This is a genomic window from Moritella sp. F3, assembly GCF_015082335.1.
Lineage (GTDB): Bacteria > Pseudomonadota > Gammaproteobacteria > Enterobacterales > Moritellaceae > Moritella.
In genome coordinates, this window is the sequence record NZ_BLRL01000007.1 from 151,671 (window position 1) to 167,909 (window position 16,239).

13 protein-coding genes are annotated in these 16,239 nt (G+C 41.1%); 7 read left to right on the plus strand and 6 right to left on the minus strand.

Annotated elements, in window-relative coordinates; genetic code table 11:
- Positions 1-63: 63 nt before the first annotated feature.
- Positions 64-393: a VF530 family DNA-binding protein gene (locus JFU56_RS13740; protein WP_198437861.1), complete on the minus strand. Its 330-nt coding sequence runs from the start codon at positions 391-393 to the stop codon at positions 64-66.
- 396 nt (positions 394-789) lie between these two features.
- On the opposite strand from JFU56_RS13740, the gene JFU56_RS13745 reads away from it, so the two are divergent.
- Positions 790-2,082 carry a DUF6538 domain-containing protein gene (locus tag JFU56_RS13745; RefSeq protein WP_198437862.1) on the plus strand — a complete coding sequence of 431 codons (1,293 nt, stop codon included), beginning with the start codon at positions 790-792 and terminating at the stop codon, positions 2,080-2,082.
- Between the two features lie 297 nt (positions 2,083-2,379).
- Positions 2,380-2,907, plus strand: a complete 528-nt coding sequence (locus tag JFU56_RS13750; RefSeq protein WP_198437863.1) for a DNA methyltransferase — start codon at positions 2,380-2,382, stop codon at positions 2,905-2,907.
- A gap of 560 nt (positions 2,908-3,467) precedes the next feature.
- Here JFU56_RS13750 and JFU56_RS13755 read toward each other — a convergent pair.
- On the minus strand, positions 3,468-4,013 hold the full coding sequence (locus JFU56_RS13755) for a recombinase family protein (RefSeq protein WP_198437864.1): 546 nt from the start codon (positions 4,011-4,013) through the stop codon (positions 3,468-3,470).
- 234 nt (positions 4,014-4,247) lie between these two features.
- Between JFU56_RS13755 and JFU56_RS13760 the strand changes: the two genes are divergently transcribed.
- Entirely contained in the window at positions 4,248-4,394 is a 147-nt protein-coding gene (locus tag JFU56_RS13760; protein ID WP_198437865.1) for a helix-turn-helix domain-containing protein, read from the plus strand.
- 376 nt (positions 4,395-4,770) lie between these two features.
- Positions 4,771-5,436 carry an HNH endonuclease gene (locus tag JFU56_RS13765; protein ID WP_198437866.1) on the plus strand — a complete coding sequence of 222 codons (666 nt, stop codon included), beginning with the start codon at positions 4,771-4,773 and terminating at the stop codon, positions 5,434-5,436.
- A 107-nt stretch (positions 5,437-5,543) separates the two neighbouring features.
- Here the strand turns inward: JFU56_RS13765 and groL are convergent, their stop codons facing one another.
- Together groL and JFU56_RS13775 are read right to left on the minus strand one after the other, a co-directional pair.
- Entirely contained in the window at positions 5,544-7,181 is a 1,638-nt protein-coding gene (gene groL / locus JFU56_RS13770) for a chaperonin GroEL (RefSeq protein WP_198437867.1), read from the minus strand.
- Between the two features lie 112 nt (positions 7,182-7,293).
- Positions 7,294-7,584, minus strand: coding sequence for a co-chaperone GroES (locus tag JFU56_RS13775; protein ID WP_198437868.1), 291 nt, complete (start codon positions 7,582-7,584; stop codon positions 7,294-7,296).
- Between the two features lie 327 nt (positions 7,585-7,911).
- Here JFU56_RS13775 and JFU56_RS13780 point away from each other — a divergent pair, with 327 nt between their 5' ends.
- Both JFU56_RS13780 and aspA read left to right on the plus strand, forming a co-directional pair.
- Positions 7,912-9,312, plus strand: coding sequence for an MATE family efflux transporter (locus JFU56_RS13780; RefSeq protein ID WP_242065958.1), 1,401 nt, complete (start codon positions 7,912-7,914; stop codon positions 9,310-9,312).
- A 250-nt stretch (positions 9,313-9,562) separates the two neighbouring features.
- Positions 9,563-11,014, plus strand: coding sequence for an aspartate ammonia-lyase (gene aspA / locus JFU56_RS13785; protein ID WP_198437869.1), 1,452 nt, complete (start codon positions 9,563-9,565; stop codon positions 11,012-11,014).
- A 106-nt stretch (positions 11,015-11,120) separates the two neighbouring features.
- Here the strand turns inward: aspA and JFU56_RS13790 are convergent, their stop codons facing one another.
- Together JFU56_RS13790 and JFU56_RS13795 are read right to left on the minus strand one after the other, a co-directional pair.
- On the minus strand, positions 11,121-14,213 hold the full coding sequence (locus JFU56_RS13790) for an efflux RND transporter permease subunit (RefSeq protein WP_198437870.1): 3,093 nt from the start codon (positions 14,211-14,213) through the stop codon (positions 11,121-11,123).
- Positions 14,210-15,412 carry an efflux RND transporter periplasmic adaptor subunit gene (locus JFU56_RS13795; RefSeq protein ID WP_198437871.1) on the minus strand — a complete coding sequence of 401 codons (1,203 nt, stop codon included), beginning with the start codon at positions 15,410-15,412 and terminating at the stop codon, positions 14,210-14,212. The genes JFU56_RS13790 and JFU56_RS13795 overlap by 4 nt, the downstream gene beginning before the upstream one ends.
- 190 nt (positions 15,413-15,602) lie before the next feature.
- On the opposite strand from JFU56_RS13795, the gene JFU56_RS13800 reads away from it, so the two are divergent.
- Complete coding sequence (locus JFU56_RS13800) at positions 15,603-16,217, plus strand: TetR/AcrR family transcriptional regulator (protein ID WP_198437872.1); 615 nt, start codon at positions 15,603-15,605, stop codon at positions 16,215-16,217.
- Positions 16,218-16,239 lie beyond the last annotated feature (22 nt).

The window sequence follows — 16,239 nt, forward strand, 5'->3', positions numbered from 1 at the left end:
TGCCGCCTGTAGATAAAAGCATACAAGATTTTCAAATATTTATGTATTCAGTGTCACATAAGTCTATTTTTCTTTCAATGTTGGCCAAACAAAGGGAGCGGGCTTGGTGGAAGTCGTTTCTGCTACTGCTGTATTCTGAGCGAGTATCGCCCTGATTATTTTCCCCGTTTCTTTATGCTTACTACAAAATGTTTTTAGGTATAAAATTTCAACTCTACTGCGTGCCCAAGGGGTTGAACGCAGAAATTTCAAGCTTGATTTAAGACGCGCTTTATTGGTAAAACAACGAATATTAAGCAACTCACCCATCTTTTCCCAACCAATTTTCTTCTCTAGCTCGGTTAGAATCTGTTCAAGTTTAACGCCGTGTAGCGGATCATTACTATTATTCATAGTCTACCTAAAATCAAAAAATAGCATTGTAACAAGTTTCCTAAATATTGACAGACTTATGCGTTTAGCTCAGATAAAAGTGCAGTAATAACTTTATGGAAAAGCTAATGTCCCCAATGAGCTTACAGCAGCTCTTTAAAGAGTAAGTAAACTAACGTCAGAAATATGCATAATTAAGACAGGGGAATATTGTTAACATATTAATTCACCATCAATAAAAAAGCCCGAATATTTCTATTCGGGCTTTATTTTAAATGATTAGAACTGTGTAAAAATAGAGTTTAAACCCTATTCTTACATCATACCGCCCAAATAATCGTTAAACCCTTAAGGTAGCGTTATGTAAGGCTTTGTGGCATCATAACTGTCTACATTACTGTCTTCAAAGTTGGCTACATGGCATCATCAGACAAAAAACATCTCAAGCTTCGTGGCAATATTTGGTGGTACCAAAGACGTATTCCTAAAGACCTTCTAGACCAATTTCAAGGTCAAAGCTCAATATCAGAAAGTCTTGGGACTGGCGACATACGAGAAGCTAGGCGTCAGCGTGACATACTAAATGGTAGACTTGAGGAGCGTAAGTTTAACGCACCCAATACAAACAGACATAGATTCCTTGAACTGGTGCAACAGATGACCGAGGACAAAGAAAAATATCCAGAAAGCTGGGATGAGCATTATTATCTTGAAAAAACACAAGGTATGACAAAAGACCTTGAGCCTGAAACTCCTTCAACACCCATTGATGATGAAGTTTTTCTTCATGCTTACACCACTGTTAATGGTAGAAAAAATCACCATAGTAAATACAAAATCACACTCAAAGAAGCTCTGAAGAGCTGGGTTCATAAGTACAAAGATGAGAAAACCAAAGATACTATCCGCAAAGTGAAAAGAAACGCTGATGAATTTCTGAAGCACCTAAAACTATACGATATACAACTTGAAGATATCACCAAAAAACAAGTTAACAACTACATCGAAACCTTGCAGGTCAAATATGCTAAAACAACAGTGCAAGGTACTATTAGTCGCTTACGCTCTGTATGGAACTATTGTGAGTCTCTAGGTGAAGTTCAAACCAGAAGTCCATTTGAAAATAATATTTACGCAGCGGGTGAAAAAGTAAAAAAAAGACAGCCATTTACCACCAGCGAGATGCTTTGGATAAAAGAAAATGTAGCCATTAATGAGCCTGATAAACGCTTGCTACTCGAGCTAGGTGTTTTCACTGGCTGTAGAATCGCAGAACTATGCGCCCTAAAAGCAAAAGATGTTGTTACTGAAGGTGACATTACCGCAATTTTCATAGAAAAAGGTAAGACCGAGGCAGCTAGGCGCTTAGTTCCACTAACCAGTGAGCTTGGCTTAACAGTAAGAGCTACCGCAGCTTCAAAAGACGAGAATGAACTCTTACTTGGTTTCGAAAATTCTTCTGATATGAGTCGCTGGTTCTCTCGAATCAAAGTCGCAAATCTTTCTACCGATTCTGCAAAGTGTTTTCACTCATTCAGAGTGATGTTTGCAACCGCAATGGAACGAGGTGACGTTCATGAGTCCAAGGCTGCATATATTGCTGGTCATGAAGGAGGTAAAACTATGACCTACGGTTATTACTCTAAGGGATTTACACTTCCGCAGTTAAAAGAAGCTTACGACCAGTGTGTAGAACACATTATTTGGTAAATGATTCCCAATAGGGTCTACCTGCTGAAAAAAACTTACCAAAATGACAAAACCCAGCCTAAAGACACTCTTTGGGCTGGGTTTTTCGTTTGTCACACGGGTATAGCCTAGTACCAATATTTCTAGCTGCACCACCATCATGGCACAAGGCTTAAAAAATCGTACAATATCCGTTATATTTTGTGATTACCAAAGTTTACTCAAGTATAATCGTGCAAAATTTAAAGCCTAACTCAGGTGAACCATCATTTAACATAGGTTCAACCCAACAGGCACATTAATTAGAGGGCAGTTTTTGTGAGCAGTACTAATGGCAATAAAATTGCTAGAGATGATTACCCGACTCCAGTGAATGCAGTTGAAGCTTTATTAAGTAAGCTAACATTAAAACCAAATGATAAATTTCTGGAACCTTGTCGAGGAACTAAAAATATATTTGACCGAGTAAATTTACCTGAAGAGCAAAAGTTTTGGGCTGAAATACATGAGGGAGTTGATTACTTAAGCACAAAATTCAGTCAACAAGATGTGATTATCACAAATCCACCTTTTAGCCTTACCGTTGAGTTTATAAAAAAATCATTATCTGAATTAGCCCCTGATGGCACATTGGCGTATCTACAACGAGTTAACTTTCTAGGTTCTAAATGTAGAGTTGATTTCTGGGCTGAAATTGGGTTTCCAAATAAAACCCCTGTCATAGTCCCTAGACCTAGGTTCGTGAATGGTGGTTCAGATAGCTGCGAGTATATGTGGATGATATGGGATAAAGGTAACCGCTTTTCAGATATACCAAATGGTATAAGCCATATTATTAGCAAGTAATCATACTCGCTTTCGGTATTTAAGTTGCAATCATAAATTGGAACCAGCATTTACGTGAGCAAATGCTGATAAGGTAATCACATTATAGATTACTGCACAAAGCACCTTGATTATAGCTATTTGAAGGCGCACCTTTTGGTAACGTTCTGCAGTTTTTGCAATAACTTTGATGGCCATCTGGATTACTAGCAGTAACACGCGCTGGCGTATTACCATATGCAGATGGATATCGATGAAACACATGCTCAGAACCATTTGCATGGGTACAGTGGGGGCAAGATTTATATATTGCCCCTGTAGTTGAGTCTACTTTTTTTATCATACCGCTGTTTAGTCGGCCGTTACAACAAGTACATGGCATAAACACTTCCTTTTATTGTGGATTAAGCTTTAAATGCTACAGGATCTATACGATCAAAACAATATTATAATCAACCATAATTCAATACTTTACAGCATTGTAAGCCGCTATAGTTATCTCATATTTCTAGTCTTAATTTCATTCTTATATTAGATAATAATTTATACCTCTAATATGAGTTAATCTAGCCCATAAATACTTATAAAATCATCTTCGACATCCGATATACACTTGATAGACTGACCCCTACCTGCTCTGCTATCAATCGCTTAGATACAGACCTTCTAAGTAATGTCCTCACATCATCCGCTTTAGCCATTGCTGTAGCCTTCCGCCCCTTATACTTGCCTTTAGCCTTAGCAATCTCAATTCCTTCAGCTTGACGTTCAAGTAGTAATTCACGCTCAAAGCTAGCAACAGCACCTATCATGGTTAGCATTAGCCTACCTGTAGGGGATTGAGTATCAATGCCAAGGTTTAACACTGTTAGCGAGACACCTTTGCTGTCGAGGTACTCAACAATGTCGAGTAAATGTTTTGTGTTTCGAGCAAGCCGACAGAGCTTAGTTACCGTAATAGTGTCCCCCTCACGAGCGTAATCAAGCATCGTGGCTAGCTGGGGACGCTCAGCCTTAGCACCAGACTCTTTTTCTTTAAAGACCTTGTCACAGCACTGCAAGGCGCTTAACTGCGCTTCTAGGCTCTGTCCTGCAGTGCTTACGCGTGCATAACCGATATTAGCCATCGCTACACCTCCTCTTGCTCAGTGAGTTCCAAAATAAGTGATAGAACAGTAATAAGTAATGTAAGAATTAGTTTTTTATTGATTGTCATTTTATTTATCCGTTTGTTTATCTTAATTTACTTATAACAATCAGCTCGATATATGTTGAATCAGGTATTACATGGTGTGCTTTGCAGTTCATTACTGTGCCACCAGCGTAAAATACAGGTATATAAACTGAACTTTGGAGCTAATATGTTGACTAATAGAGTTACTCGCACTAAGCGTGAAAAAATAATTACCTTGAGAGATGAGAACCTCTCCCACGCTGCAATCGCCGAGCGCGTTGGATGCCATCGCAATACCGTTGGTAAGGTACTTAGACAAACAGGTTTGAAATAGCTTGAACAGATAAATGGTTGTCCATTGGCAACACCAATTAATCGCTTGATATAGTTGAACGCAAAGCCATTTTATTATGCTTACCCCACTCTACACCCTTAAATATTTAAGGTATTTATGAGTGAATAAATCATGAGTTGTCCAACTGTCATCATCGAAAAAGCCTTGGCATGACTACAGGTTTCACCACTTCATTACGATTTACCCCACTCTGCCTTCCCATATTTCTATATATATGTGGGTATTAACAATCAACTGTTGCAATGTAGCAATGTTACAAATCAACTTAAACCATTGTTTAGTAACGTATTAACATGCAACTTTCTTGTGACACTTTAGATTAAGAATGTTACATCATGTTTTAAAAGGATTTAAAATGACTAGACTAAAAAATGGCTACGGACGCCATAAGAAAAACATCACAATCATCGACATTGATGGGCATACCGTTGCTAAAATTGGTTTAGGAAAAAACCTAACCACAACTATAAGTTTGTCTGATATCGATGTTCTGTTAGAGCACAGTTTTTACGCCAAAATACGTAAAGATGGTAAGTATGTTGTCCGCAGCAATACAACAGGTGCTTACCTACACCGTATACTAATGAATCCTGACGATGAGCAGGAAGTTGACCATGTAGATGCTAACCCACTCAATAATACACGTGTAAATTTACGCCGATGTACAAAACGTCAAAACAACTTAGCTAAGAAAACACCACTACTAAAGGGGTTCAGCGGCATCCACCAGACTAAATGGGGCTGGTATAAAGCATTTGATGGTGATGGTCGCAAAGTTGGTAAATTTGATACCGCACAAAAAGCCGCAAAAGCGAGAGATGAGCTGATGTTAGATGCGTATTTTCATAGCGAGTCAGGTGAGGAGTTACATACATACGGATTTATTGATTGGAATGACCCTTGTAGCGTTCCATACATAGACAAGTTAACAGAATCAGATAACTTTCTATTTGACGAGATTCAAGAAGCTGAATGCTTGTCAGGTCTCGTATTACAGGAAAAAGGCTGGGTTTGTAACTAAAAAAGGGATGCCGTTGTCTTCAACTAGGCATCCCTCACTGTCTACATTGCTGTCTACCTAACTTTATAACTCATTGATTTTAAAGTGTCAGAAGTCGGCAGGTTGGCTTACATCATGCCGCCCATTCCACCCATGCCGCCCATATCAGGCATAGCTGGTGCGCCGCCTTCAACTGGTGCGTCTGCAATCATTGCTTCAGTTGTGATCATAAGACCAGCAACCGATGCTGCAAATTGTAGTGCTGAACGCGTTACTTTAGTTGGGTCAAGAATACCCATCGCAATCATGTCGCCGTATTCGCCAGTACCTGCGTTGTAACCGTAGCTACCTTCGCCTGCACGTACGTTGTTTGCAACTACAGATGCTTCATCACCGGCATTTTGCACGATTTGACGAAGTGGTGCTTCCATTGCTTTTAGTGCAACTTTAATACCCACTGTTTGATCTTGGTTTGCACCTTCAAGACCTTGGATTGCAGCAGCAGCACGAACAAGTGCAACACCACCACCAGCAACAACGCCTTCTTCAACAGCTGCACGCGTCGCGTGTAGTGCATCGTCAACGCGAGCTTTTTTCTCTTTCATTTCGATTTCAGTTGCTGCGCCAACTTTAATTACCGCAACACCACCAGAAAGTTTAGCTACACGTTCTTGTAGTTTTTCTTTATCGTAATCAGAAGATGAATCTTCGATTTGCTTACGGATCTGCGTTACACGGCTTTCGATAGTCGTTTCTTCACCGATACCGTCAATGATAGTCGTTTCATCTTTAGTAATGATGATACGTTTAGCTTGGCCTAGTTCAGCAACCGTTGCTTTTTCTAGCTCCATGCCAATCTCTTCAGAGATAACAGTACCTGCAGTTAGTACCGCGATATCTTGTAACATCGCTTTACGACGGTCACCGAAACCAGGTGCTTTAACAGCAGCAACTTTAACGATACCGCGCATGTTGTTCACTACTAATGTAGCCAGTGCTTCACCTTCAAGGTCTTCAGCAATTATTAGTAATGGTTTAGATGCTTTCGCTACGCCTTCAAGTACAGGCAATAGTTCACGGATGTTAGACACTTTTTTATCTACTAATAAGATAAATGGTGATTCTAATTCAACGCTACCTGTTTCTTGGTTTGTTACGAAGTAAGGAGATAAGTAACCACGGTCAAACTGCATTCCTTCAACAACGTCTAGTTCGTCTTCTAGTGCTTGGCCATCTTCAACCGTAATAACACCTTCTTTACCAACACGTTCCATTGCTTGTGCAATGATTTTACCAACGCTTGAATCTGAGTTTGCAGAAATAGTACCTACTTGCTCAACCGCTTTGGTATCTGAACAAGGTACAGATAAGTTTTTAAGTTCTGCAACTGCAGCTTTAACTGCTTGGTCAATACCGCGTTTCAGATCCATTGGGTTCATGCCCGCAGCAACCGCTTTCAGACCTTCGTTCACAATCGCTTGTGCAAGTACTGTTGCAGTTGTTGTGCCGTCACCAGCCGCTTCATTTGCTTGAGAAGCAACTTCTTTGAGCATTTGTGCGCCCATGTTTTCGAATTTGTCTGCTAGTTCGATTTCTTTTGCTACCGTTACACCATCTTTAGTGATTAGTGGTGCGCCGAAGCTTTTATCGATAACAACGTTACGGCCTTTAGGACCTAATGTTACTTTTACTGCATTCGCTAGGATGTTTACGCCGTTAAGCATTTTATCACGTGCATCTAAGCCGAATTTTACGTCTTTAGCCATCTTAAATAATCCTTTTAAAATCTATCAATATCGATCTATTAAGCTATTAATTTATTAAGTCATAAATAGATTAATGTATGGGGTTAGCTCTATAAGTTATAAATACTAAGATTTATTCAACTACAGCTAAAATATCGGCTTCGCTCATGATTAAAACTTCTTTGCCATCAATCTTTTCAGCTTTAACGCCATAACCTTCACTAAAAATAACTGTATCGCCAACGCTAACTGCTAAAGGACGTACTTCACCGCTATCAATTAAGCGACCGTTACCAACAGCAATAACTTCACCGCGAGTAGATAATGACGCTGATGCACCAGTAAGTACGATACCGCCTGCTGATTTAGTTTCTTGCTCTTGGCGACGAACGATCACACGATCGTGTAGTGGACGAATTGTCATTTGAAGATCTCCTAAAGAATACATGTTACGAATATCAATGGTCGATTATTTACCGATACCATGACTATGGAGTAATATATCGGGGCAACTGCTTTCCAACTCAAGGGAAAAACTAAAAATAGTTAAGAAAATCACGCCTTGTAAGCAGGTTTCTAACGAGTTTTAGACTTGTCTCTATAAACAGAAGTGTAAATGTCAGGTAAAACTACAATACAAGGCTGTTGGTTGACGAAGAAAAAGGTAAAATAGCCCGATAAAAACATCCACATTTATGTGACATGTTTTTATCCTCTTTAAAAGCACAACACGCAATGTTAGGTAATCGAATTGAAAGATAAACACGGTCTGCTCTCAGCGCCCGTTTCTCAGGTAATGACAAAAATGGCTGTGCCTATGGGTTACGGTTTATTAGCCGTGCTTGGTTTTAGCTTAGTGGATACTTACTTTGTCAGCTTGCTGGGTACGCAGGCGTTAGCCGCGATCAGCTTTACTTTCCCAGTCACTTTTTTTGTCTCTGCGTTAGCAATGGGATTAGGTACTGGTTTATCTGCCTGCTTAGCGCGTTTATTAGGTCAAGGCCAGCACCAAGATGCTGCGCGCTTAACGTCTGACGGATTATTGTTAGCACTTACTACAGTGCTTATCGTTGCAGTATTAGGCATTAGTACTATTCAGCCACTATTCAGGTTACTGGGTGCGAGTGATACCTTGATGGTCTATATCCAAGACTATATGTTCTACTGGTATGTCGCGATCCCCTTTCTTGTCATTCCGATGGTGGGTAATGCCGCTATTCGTGCGACGGGTGATACCAAAACCCCCAGTCGCGTGATGATCACAGCTGGCTTTATGAATGGCCTACTCGACCCATTATTAATTTTTGGACTCGGTCCATTTCCTGAGCTAGGCGTGAAAGGCGCAGCGATTGCGTCAGGTCTGTCGTGGTTAATTACCTTTGCGGTGGCAATATACCTATTACGTTATCGTGAGCAGTTGCTGCTATTAACGAAACCGAACCTTGCTAACATGCTTAAGAATTGGCGTAAAATTGCCGCGATTGGTATGCCAGCCTCGATAACGAATATGCTTAGCCCTGTTAACAATGCCTTTGTCATGTGGCAATTGGCAGCGTTTAGCACAACAGCAGTCGCCGCTTACGGTGCAGGTACGCGTTTAGAGGCTATTTTATTAATTGGTATGATTGCGGTGAGTTCAATGCTAGCACCTTTCATCGCCCAAAATTCATCAGCCAATAAGCCACAACGTTGTTTAACAGCAATCAGATTAGCGATCCGTTATTCGTTAATCTCACAACTGAGCATTTATCTACTGATTGCGCTAACAGCACCGTATATTGCCACTTTATTTAGTGATGACAGCGCAGTGATCACTCACTTATCTTTATACCTCTATATCATTCCAGCATCCTTTGCGATGCAAGGTATTATGATGGCGATAGCATCGAGTCTAAATGGCTTTAATCGCCCTATTTCAGCATTGAGCCTCAGTGTATTACGTTCACTGTTAATCATTAGCCTGTCGAGTATTGGCGGTTTTTACTATGGTGAGAAAGGCATCTTCGTTGGTATTGCCAGCGCCAATGTTTTAGTCGGTTTAGTAGCTTTATATTATGCCCAAAAATTACAGCTAGAATTACGCGATGAATTAAGCAAGCAACGAGACAATGAATTAAGGGAGCAATTAAACAAATCACTCGATTCAGCTTAGCAGCATACATATTCATCAATTCCCCTGCGTTAATGGATCCCATCCTAAATGCCAAATTTACAGCTCGAATATGCACTAATAATCCATCAAGCTTGCTGTATCTGAGGGCAAATAAAAATAAATTTAGTATTTTTAAAACTTTCTTTGCAAAGGTGATCTACGCCCGTTTTATCCTTTAAATACCACGTATTATCCGCTCATAAATTTTGAATTATCCCCCTACGTTTAGATAAAATAGCAGAGTGTACTAATGACTGTATTAGCAACCGATTTTTCTCAAGAAACCCGCCTAGAAACTGACTTACTAGGTGTTAAAAAAATACCTGCGCAAGCGTACTACGGTATTCATACATTACGCGCAATGGAAAACTTCTGCATCAGTAATGAGAAGATTGGTGACTGTCCCGAATTTGTACGCGGTATGGTAAAAACGAAAAAAGCAGCAGCATTAGCCAATGGTATTTTAGGAACTATTCCTGAAGACATCAGTGACGCGATCGTAAAAGCCTGTGACACGCTACTGGCAACGGACCATTTCTATAATCAATTCCCGATTGATGCGTTTCAAGGTGGTGCCGGTACATCAGTAAACATGAATACCAATGAAGTGATTGCTAATATCGCTTTAGAGCAAATGGGACACAGCAAAGGCGCTTATGCCCACATCAATCCCAACGATCATGTAAATAAAAGTCAAAGTACTAACGATGCCTACCCAACAGGCTTCCGTGTTGCCTTATTCGAACGTTCAAACGCTGTATTAACGGCGTTAACTTCATTAAGCGAAACCTTCTTAGTGAAATCCGAAGAGTTCAACGACGTATTAAAAATGGGTCGTACGCAATTACAAGACGCAGTACCGATGACATTAGGTCAAGAATTCCGTGCGTTTGGTATTACCTTAAAAGAAGAAATCAAAAGCATCAAACGTTGCCAAGAATTACTGCTTGAAATCAACTTAGGTGCAACAGCAATCGGGACTGGTTTAAACTCGCCAGTGGGCTATTCTGAACTAGCAATTGAAAAACTAGCTGAAATTACCGGCCATGCATTTGTACCTGCAGAAGATTTAGTTGAAGCAACTTCTGACTGCGGCGCTTATGTGATGTTGTCGAGCGGATTAAAACGTTTAGCGGTAAAACTATCGAAGATTTGTAACGATTTACGCCTACTTTCTTCAGGCCCCCGTACTGGCTTAAACGAAATCAATTTACCAGAAATGCAAGCAGGCTCATCAATCATGCCAGCTAAAGTAAACCCAGTTATTCCTGAAGTGGTTAATCAAGTGGCATTTAAAGTATGTGGTAACGACTTAACGATCACCATGGCTGCTGAAGCCGGTCAATTACAGTTAAACGTCATGGAACCTGTGATTGGACAATGCCTATTTGAATCATTGTCGTTATTAGAAAATGCCTGCTTCACACTAGAGGATAAATGTGTGAAAGGTATTACGGCTAATCGCAAGGTATGCCTAGACTTCGTGTTAAATTCAATTGGTATCATCACTTACTTAAACCCTTTCATTGGTCATCATGAAGGCGATACAATCGGTCGTATCTGTGCTGAAACAGGTAAGAGCGTACGTGAAGTTGTTCTAGCGAGAGGCTTATTGTCTGAAGCTGAATTAGATGAAATATTCTCGATTGAAAACTTAATGAATCCAAAATATACAGCGCAACGTTTCTCTAAAGCAGTTTAAATAAACAGCTAAGTTAACAGCCTAAACAAACCATTTTAATATAAAAATCCCCGTTACTGACCATGATAAGTAACGGGGATTTTTTATGCCTTAAACAATCTTATGACTATGCTGCGACCGCTGTCACTTCAAAGGGTTTCTTACGACTCATTAATACGAAGATTGCCGGTACAAAGTAAAACGATAATAACGTCGTTAGTACCGTACCACCGGCGATAGCTATCGCAAATGGCGGCCAGAAACCACCACCCGCTAAGATAAGCGGTAAGAAACCACCCACAGTCGTGATCGTCGTCGAGGTAATATGCCGAGTACAACTGGTGATAGCATTAATGATCGCGTCCGTATCGCCCGCCACTGCTTTAGGATCTGATTTTAATTCCGCCAGAATCACAATCGCGGCATTAATTGCTAGCCCCATTAGCCCGAGTAAACCAATAATCACGGTAAAGCCAAACGGGTAATTAAACACATATACACTCAGTAGCCCTAAACCCACCGACTGGATAGCAGATAAGACTATGACGCCACCCAAACGGAATGAGTTAAATGACAGCACAACGATAATAATCAGCAACATCATGATCACACCGACACTGGCTAACAAATTCCCCACAGCATCATTACGTTTAGCAGATTCACCACCAAACTCCATACGATAACCCGGCGGTAAGACAAAATTTTCACTCGCTAAACGCGCAGAAAAATCACTCAGCACAGTTGACGGTAATATCCCGGACACTAAATACCCTTCAACCGTATTAACCCGCACGCCATCTCGGTGTGGGATTGCGCCACGGCTTGGCATTAATGCTAACTCCGTTAATGCCACCAGCGGAATGCTTGCTTGTGATTGCGGCGAACTCAGGCTGATATTCGCTAAGTCAGATAAGCTACTGCGCTCATCATTGGCAATCCGTACACGAACAGGGATTGATTCAGTGCCCTCGATAATCGAACCATTCACTGTGCCATGCAGTGTCGATTGTAATTGTGTCGCGACATCCGTCAGCGTTAAACCGGCTAACTGGCTTACATCTTCATTAATTTTAAGCCATATTTTTGGTAATCCTGGTTGAATCGTAGCGCGTGTATGGATGACGTTTTCGGTGCCAATTAATATCCGTCTCGCTTCATCACCCAAACTTTTTAAGGTATCTAAGTTAGGACCAAAAAGTCGTAATTCGATCGGCGCTCTAAACGGAGGCCCTTGTTCTAACTTACGCACTAATATCTGTGCTTCTGGGATCGCATCATCCAACAGTATTTGCAATGCCGGGATCAGCTCATTAACACGTTGGAAGCTATCACCAGTGACCATAGCTTGGGCATAATACTGGGCACCATCTTTATTCGGCATCAAGTTATAATAAAACGACGGGGCATTGTTACCAATAAACCAACGTACTTTGCTGATCCCTTGCTGCTGGGCTAACAAATCACTAATGGTTTTGGTCATGGCCTCAGTGGCAATAATACTGGTTTGCACTGGCATGAATAGTTCGATATGAAACATGTCTCGATCTGATGCCGGAAAGAACTGTTCATCTAAATGTTTCGCCAGTATAAAACCACTCAGCGGTAAGATGAACACCAAACCAATACTGAGTTTCGGCCTGGCTAATACCAATACCAAGGATTGGCGGAAAGCCTTAGCTAACCCCGCTAATTCAATGCCGTTATTATACCAAGTCGTAGGCTTTGCTGATTCACCTTCAGCATTACCCGTCAAGAACTGCCCTGATAAACCAGCAACAATGGTATGTGAAACCAAGTACGAACCGATTAACGCAAAGATCACGCTTAACGCAATACCACTGACGAACTCACCCGATGGACCAGGCATCATCACTATCGGCATAAAGGCCAATATCGTAGTTAATGTCGAGCCTAATAGCGGTAACCATAAATGTTTAATTGCGCCTTGTACTGCAACGCTCGCACTTAAGCCTTGCTGACGACGTTTTTGGATAGTATCCGCCATAACAATGGCGTTATCCACCATAATGCCCAGTGCCACCACTAAACCCGTTACCGACATTTGATGAATAGGTAAACCGTAATAGTTCATCACGGTCAGGGTAAACAATACGGTTAACGGTAATGACAAGGTGACAATTAATGCGGCGCGCCAACCTAGAGTCACTAACAGCACCACAGCAATAATGGAGAAACCAATCAAAATGTTATCAACCAAATCTTGCAAACGATCCTCTGTATATTGGGATTGATCAAACAACACTTCGGTGGTTAATGAAGCTGGCAGTTGTTGCTTAAATCCAGCCACGACCTTATCAACTTCCGCACTCCACTTATCAATTCGCAAATCAGGTAACATGCGCGTCGATACCACCACCGCATATTGACCATCAACAAGGGCAATTTCTTGCGCTGGCCACTGTAGTTTTTTACTGATCTGAGCAATATCACCGAGTCGTACCACTCCCCCTTTACTGTCATTGAGTAATGGGATCTGGCGGATCCGATCGACAGAATCAAACGATCCAGCGACTTCAATCTGCATTTGATTGTAATCATTAATGATATTACCAGCAGATATTTTAGCATCTGCCGCTAAAATAATATTGGAAATAGCTTGTGTCGACAACGACAGATTCGCCGCTAAATGTTTATCTATTTCCACCAATATTTGTTCTTCGCCACGACCAAACAAACTGACAATATCGGTGCCGGAAATTACCTTTAATTGATTCTGTAATTCTTTACCGTAACGTCCTAAGGTAGTTAAATCAACAGCGCTATCACCTTGCCATTTTACCGCAATTAATTGCGTATAAGCATAACCACGATCATCTTCTAATCGTGGTGCTACCGCCGATGGAGGCAGCTCACCTGTGACATCGTTCAGCAGATCTCGCACTCGTGACCAAACAGGCACAGGATCATAGTTATTGTCATGTAACTCTAACTGTACAATTGAAATACCAGCTCGAGAGGTAGACGTAATACGTTTAATATCAGCGAGTTTACGTAGTTTCTGCTCTATTTTCTCCGTCACTAAAGCTTCGACACGTTCAGCGCTAGCGCCAGGTAACATGGTCAACACACTCGCATTTCGATTGGTGATCCGAGGATCCTCCGTGCGTGGTAGTGTTGCTAATGAACCGAGACCTGCCACGATCAGTAAAATAATCAGCAGTGCCATCAGGCGGTTATTTTCCGTAAACGCCTTGATCATAATTGATTCTCCAAGCCATTTTTATCTACGGCTTGATTAGCAAACGCTTGCTGATGACTTACCGTGACTTTTTGCCCTGGCACGAAGCGATGAATACCGGTATTTACATATGCCTGATTACTCTTCAAGTCACCTTGCACATAAGCCGCGGTTTCAGTGGCATGTAATATTGTCACTGTGGTGCTTTTTAATTGGAATAACGCAGGATTATCTACTGTCGTATTTTTAAGATCTCGTTGTACTAGATCTTGATCTAAGGTGTAGATGTTCCACATTCCACGTACACCATCAGTAATAGCACTTAATGGGATCCAATAACCCACTTGCTGATATTCTTGAGACAGAGCAAGGTAAGCCAATTGACCGTTATAAACTGCGCTATTATCTGCTAATGCAAAACGCAGGCTAATAGTTCGCGTCACGGTGTCCACTTCATTGCCCATGCTCAGTAAGCGTACCGGATAATTAACACCTGCGATCTCCACCTGATGATCCTTACCTTTCAGTTGACGGATAAAGCTTGCAGGTACACCAATAGTAACTTCAGAAGCACCTGTTTGTAGCAATCGGAATGCTGTGGCGCCAGCAGCAATCACTTCACCTTGCGCAATTTGGCGACTGCTGACAATGCCATCAAACGGGGCTAATAACTTCGATTTATCAATACGATATTGACTTGCTTCCAGTGACGATAAGGTACTGCGGATATTGGCAGTAATAACACGTTTTTTCGACGTCAATTCATCAATGTTCTGTTCCGATGTAAAACCACGTTTACTTAGCGAACTTAAGCGCTTTAAATTGGCTTCGATCAAATCAAATTCGGCTTCAGCTTGCTGCAATTGCGCTTCAAGTTGATTGCGCTCTATTAATAGTAACTGAGTGTTAAGCTCTGCTAGCAATTGACCCTTTTTAACTTGCTGGCCTTCAATCACATGCAAGGTTTTAATAATTCCCGCAAATTCGAAACCTAAGTTAGCATCTTGTTTGGCAATAACCTTACCAACAAACTTATTTTCAACCTGATAACTGTCTTGTTGAGTTAAATGCTCACTGCTCGCCTGTAAATACTGTGACGCGACCTGCGTTTCATCAGCAACAACCTCACTACACGCTTGTAGTGTAAGCATAATTAGCAATATACTTATCCATTGTGCTGCTTTTATATGCGACACTGAGAAGTAACTCTTTCTAAACATAATCATTATCCCTTTTTTACGTTCTATTCAACGTAACCCTTTTGTTTCGGCTTTTTATAAACTAGACTCAATAGTCTAGGCACAACGATAGCAGAATCAAACTAGACCGTACAGTCCATTTAATATTAATTAACATATAAGAAACATTTTATTGCAGCAGTGTATCTTCAATTATTAACGGTATGAATAGATGAGCAAACCAAGAACAAAGAGTGAATTAAAGCGAAATCAAATACTTGACGCGGCAACATTGCAGTTTACCCAGCATGGTTATGCAGCGACCAGCATGGATCACATTGCTAAACTAGCCGGTGTATCGAAACAAACTGTCTATAGCCACTTCGGTAATAAAGATGAGCTATTTATTACCGCCATCAGTTATAAATGCGAATTATTAGGCGTAAGCGAATTATTACCCGAGAATCTAGGGCCTGTTGAATCAACCTTAACCTTATTCGCCCAAGGCTTTTTTTCCATGATCACATCAGCTGACTCCATGGCTGTACATCGGACCTGCGCAGCAGAGTGTGTTGCCCATCCGCATTTATCTCGGTTGTTTTTTGAAGCCGGTCCGCTGTTTGTTATCGATAAATTAGCGAACTGCTTAGCCGAGTACCATCGTCGTGGCGAGCTAGATATCGAAGACTGCCGTGAAGCAGCAATTCAGCTCTTGGCTATGATTAAAGGTGAACAATGGACGCGATTAGAATTTAATATTGAAGAGTCGTTATCGGAGCAGGAAATTAACCATTATTTACAACGTTCTGTACGCCTGTTTGTGCGCGGTTATCAAAGCTTAGGTTAAAGGCTAAGTTTTCGTTCGAGTA

What these genes read in the sequence shown, in the direction of transcription:
- JFU56_RS13740 (WP_198437861.1), bottom strand. Translation starts at nt 393, where the DNA reads ATGAATAATAGTAATGATCCGCTACACGGCGTTAAACTTGAACAGATT.
- JFU56_RS13765 (WP_198437866.1), top strand. Translation starts at nt 4,771, where the DNA reads ATGACTAGACTAAAAAATGGCTACGGACGCCATAAGAAAAACATCACA.
- JFU56_RS13745 (WP_198437862.1), top strand. Translation starts at nt 790, where the DNA reads ATGGCATCATCAGACAAAAAACATCTCAAGCTTCGTGGCAATATTTGG.
- aspA (WP_198437869.1), top strand. Translation starts at nt 9,563, where the DNA reads ATGACTGTATTAGCAACCGATTTTTCTCAAGAAACCCGCCTAGAAACT.
- JFU56_RS13760 (WP_198437865.1), top strand. Translation starts at nt 4,248, where the DNA reads ATGTTGACTAATAGAGTTACTCGCACTAAGCGTGAAAAAATAATTACC.
- JFU56_RS13795 (WP_198437871.1), bottom strand. Translation starts at nt 15,412, where the DNA reads ATGTTTAGAAAGAGTTACTTCTCAGTGTCGCATATAAAAGCAGCACAA.
- JFU56_RS13790 (WP_198437870.1), bottom strand. Translation starts at nt 14,213, where the DNA reads ATGATCAAGGCGTTTACGGAAAATAACCGCCTGATGGCACTGCTGATT.
- JFU56_RS13755 (WP_198437864.1), bottom strand. Translation starts at nt 4,013, where the DNA reads ATGGCTAATATCGGTTATGCACGCGTAAGCACTGCAGGACAGAGCCTA.
- groL (WP_198437867.1), bottom strand. Translation starts at nt 7,181, where the DNA reads ATGGCTAAAGACGTAAAATTCGGCTTAGATGCACGTGATAAAATGCTT.
- JFU56_RS13775 (WP_198437868.1), bottom strand. Translation starts at nt 7,584, where the DNA reads ATGACAATTCGTCCACTACACGATCGTGTGATCGTTCGTCGCCAAGAG.
- JFU56_RS13800 (WP_198437872.1), top strand. Translation starts at nt 15,603, where the DNA reads ATGAGCAAACCAAGAACAAAGAGTGAATTAAAGCGAAATCAAATACTT.